Source organism: Pseudomonas sp. 58 R 3 (assembly GCF_900006605.1).
Classification (GTDB): domain Bacteria; phylum Pseudomonadota; class Gammaproteobacteria; order Pseudomonadales; family Pseudomonadaceae; genus Aquipseudomonas; species Aquipseudomonas salomonii.
On record NZ_CVTT01000082.1, the window covers coordinates 1164 to 5347 of the forward strand.

Annotated in this window: 2 rRNA genes and 1 other annotated feature; both genes read left to right on the plus strand. The window is 51.2% G+C overall.

What is annotated here, in order from left to right:
• Nucleotides 1–34: 34 nt before the first annotated feature.
• Nucleotides 35–681, plus strand: a sequence feature (16S ribosomal RNA rRNA prediction is too short).
• Nucleotides 682–972: 291 nt separating this feature from the next.
• Nucleotides 973–3864: ribosomal RNA gene (locus BFP92_RS26340) — 23S ribosomal RNA — on the plus strand.
• A 157-nt stretch (nt 3865–4021) separates the two neighbouring features.
• Nucleotides 4022–4137 (plus strand): 5S ribosomal RNA (rrf, locus tag BFP92_RS26345).
• The last annotated feature ends 47 nt before the right edge of the window (nt 4138–4184 follow it).

The following is a 4184-nucleotide window of genomic DNA, read 5'->3' on the forward strand; positions in this document are numbered from 1 at the left end:
TTAGTGGCGCAGCTAACGCATTAAGTTGACCGCCTGGGGAGTACGGCCGCAAGGTTAAAACTCAAATGAATTGACGGGGGCCCGCACAAGCGGTGGAGCATGTGGTTTAATTCGAAGCAACGCGAAGAACCTTACCAGGCCTTGACATCCAATGAACTTTCTAGAGATAGATTGGTGCCTTCGGGAACATTGAGACAGGTGCTGCATGGCTGTCGTCAGCTCGTGTCGTGAGATGTTGGGTTAAGTCCCGTAACGAGCGCAACCCTTGTCCTTAGTTACCAGCACGTTATGGTGGGCACTCTAAGGAGACTGCCGGTGACAAACCGGAGGAAGGTGGGGATGACGTCAAGTCATCATGGCCCTTACGGCCTGGGCTACACACGTGCTACAATGGTCGGTACAGAGGGTTGCCAAGCCGCGAGGTGGAGCTAATCCCACAAAACCGATCGTAGTCCGGATCGCAGTCTGCAACTCGACTGCGTGAAGTCGGAATCGCTAGTAATCGCGAATCAGAATGTCGCGGTGAATACGTTCCCGGGCCTTGTACACACCGCCCGTCACACCATGGGAGTGGGTTGCACCAGAAGTAGCTAGTCTAACCTTCGGGAGGACGGTTACCACGGTGTGATTCATGACTGGGGTGAAGTCGTAACAAGGTAGCCGTAGGGGAACCTGCGGCTGGATCACCTCCTTAATCGACGACATCAGCTGCTCCATAAGTTCCCACACGAATTGCTTGATTCATGCGTTTGTCAAAGTACAGAGCTAACTATTCGAGTCGAATAATTAGCTCTGATCTTTTTCAGAACCGTTCTTTAAAAATTTGGGTATGTGATAGAAAGATAGACTGAACGTTACTTTCACTGGTAACGGCTCAGGCTAAGGTAAAATTTGTGAGTTCTCTTAATCGAGAAATTCGAATTTTCGGCGAATGTTGTCTTCACAGTATAACCAGATTGCTTGGGGTTATATGGTCAAGTGAAGAAGCGCATACGGTGGATGCCTTGGCAGTCAGAGGCGATGAAAGACGTGGTAGCCTGCGAAAAGCTTCGGGGAGTCGGCAAACAGACTTTGATCCGGAGATGTCTGAATGGGGGAACCCAGCCATCATAAGATGGTTATCTTACGCTGAATACATAGGCGTAAGAGGCGAACCAGGGGAACTGAAACATCTAAGTACCCTGAGGAAAAGAAATCAACCGAGATTCCCTTAGTAGTGGCGAGCGAACGGGGACTAGCCCTTAAGTGGCTTTGAGATTAGCGGAACGCTCTGGAAAGTGCGGCCATAGTGGGTGATAGCCCTGTACGCGAAAATCTCTTAGTCATGAAATCGAGTAGGACGGAGCACGAGAAACTTTGTCTGAATATGGGGGGACCATCCTCCAAGGCTAAATACTACTGACTGACCGATAGTGAACTAGTACCGTGAGGGAAAGGCGAAAAGAACCCCGGAGAGGGGAGTGAAATAGATCCTGAAACCGTATGCGTACAAGCAGTGGGAGCCCACTTTGTTGGGTGACTGCGTACCTTTTGTATAATGGGTCAGCGACTTATTTTCAGTGGCGAGCTTAACCGAATAGGGGAGGCGTAGCGAAAGCGAGTCTTAATAGGGCGTCTAGTCGCTGGGAATAGACCCGAAACCGGGCGATCTATCCATGGGCAGGTTGAAGGTTGGGTAACACTAACTGGAGGACCGAACCGACTACCGTTGAAAAGTTAGCGGATGACCTGTGGATCGGAGTGAAAGGCTAATCAAGCTCGGAGATAGCTGGTTCTCCTCGAAAGCTATTTAGGTAGCGCCTCATGTATCACTGTAGGGGGTAGAGCACTGTTTCGGCTAGGGGGTCATCCCGACTTACCAAACCGATGCAAACTCCGAATACCTACAAGTGCCGAGCATGGGAGACACACGGCGGGTGCTAACGTCCGTCGTGAAAAGGGAAACAACCCAGACCGTCAGCTAAGGTCCCAAAGTTATGGTTAAGTGGGAAACGATGTGGGAAGGCTTAGACAGCTAGGAGGTTGGCTTAGAAGCAGCCACCCTTTAAAGAAAGCGTAATAGCTCACTAGTCGAGTCGGCCTGCGCGGAAGATGTAACGGGGCTCAAACCATACACCGAAGCTACGGGTATCACGTAAGTGATGCGGTAGAGGAGCGTTCTGTAAGCCTGTGAAGGTGAGTTGAGAAGCTTGCTGGAGGTATCAGAAGTGCGAATGCTGACATGAGTAACGACAATGGGTGTGAAAAACACCCACGCCGAAAGACCAAGGTTTCCTGCGCAACGTTAATCGACGCAGGGTTAGTCGGTCCCTAAGGCGAGGCTGAAAAGCGTAGTCGATGGAAAACAGGTTAATATTCCTGTACTTCTGGTTATTGCGATGGAGGGACGGAGAAGGCTAGGCCAGCTTGGCGTTGGTTGTCCAAGTTTAAGGTGGTAGGCTGAGATCTTAGGTAAATCCGGGATCTTAAGGCCGAGAGCTGATGACGAGCTAACTTTTAGTTAGCGAAGTGGTTGATGCCATGCTTCCAAGAAAAGCTTCTAAGCTTCAGGTAACCAGGAACCGTACCCCAAACCGACACAGGTGGTTGGGTAGAGAATACCAAGGCGCTTGAGAGAACTCGGGTGAAGGAACTAGGCAAAATGGCACCGTAACTTCGGGAGAAGGTGCGCCGGTGAGGGTGAAGGACTTGCTCCGTAAGCTCATGCCGGTCGAAGATACCAGGCCGCTGCGACTGTTTATTAAAAACACAGCACTCTGCAAACACGAAAGTGGACGTATAGGGTGTGACGCCTGCCCGGTGCCGGAAGGTTAATTGATGGGGTTAGCTAACGCGAAGCTCTTGATCGAAGCCCCGGTAAACGGCGGCCGTAACTATAACGGTCCTAAGGTAGCGAAATTCCTTGTCGGGTAAGTTCCGACCTGCACGAATGGCGTAACGATGGCGGCGCTGTCTCCACCCGAGACTCAGTGAAATTGAAATCGCTGTGAAGATGCAGTGTATCCGCGGCTAGACGGAAAGACCCCGTGAACCTTTACTATAGCTTTGCACTGGACTTTGAATTTGCTTGTGTAGGATAGGTGGGAGGCTTTGAAGCGTGGACGCCAGTCTGCGTGGAGCCAACCTTGAAATACCACCCTGGCAACTTTGAGGTTCTAACTCAGGTCCGTTATCCGGATCGAGGACAGTGTATGGTGGGTAGTTTGACTGGGGCGGTCTCCTCCTAAAGAGTAACGGAGGAGTACGAAGGTGCGCTCAGACCGGTCGGAAATCGGTCGTAGAGTATAAAGGCAAAAGCGCGCTTGACTGCGAGACAGACACGTCGAGCAGGTACGAAAGTAGGTCTTAGTGATCCGGTGGTTCTGTATGGAAGGGCCATCGCTCAACGGATAAAAGGTACTCCGGGGATAACAGGCTGATACCGCCCAAGAGTTCATATCGACGGCGGTGTTTGGCACCTCGATGTCGGCTCATCACATCCTGGGGCTGAAGCCGGTCCCAAGGGTATGGCTGTTCGCCATTTAAAGTGGTACGCGAGCTGGGTTTAGAACGTCGTGAGACAGTTCGGTCCCTATCTGCCGTGGACGTTTGAGATTTGAGAGGGGCTGCTCCTAGTACGAGAGGACCGGAGTGGACGAACCTCTGGTGTTCCGGTTGTCACGCCAGTGGCATTGCCGGGTAGCTATGTTCGGAATAGATAACCGCTGAAAGCATCTAAGCGGGAAACTAGCCTCAAGATGAGATCTCACTGGGACCTTGAGTCCCCTGAAGGGCCGTCGAAGACTACGACGTTGATAGGTTGGGTGTGTAAGCGCTGTGAGGCGTTGAGCTAACCAATACTAATTGCCCGTGAGGCTTGACCATATAACACCCAAGCAATTTGACTACTCGAAAGAGCATCAGATTGCGGTGTGTGAAGACGAGATGAACCGAAAGTTCGACGCTCACAAAACACCGAAAGCTGTCACATACCCAATTTGCTGAAGCGAAGCCATCTGGCTACGACTCAGTACCCGAATTTCTTGACGACCATAGAGCATTGGAACCACCTGATCCCATCCCGAACTCAGTAGTGAAACGATGCATCGCCGATGGTAGTGTGGGGTTTCCCCATGTGAGAGTAGGTCATCGTCAAGATTAAATTCCGAAACCCCTGATTGCTAACGCAATCAGGGGTTTTGTTT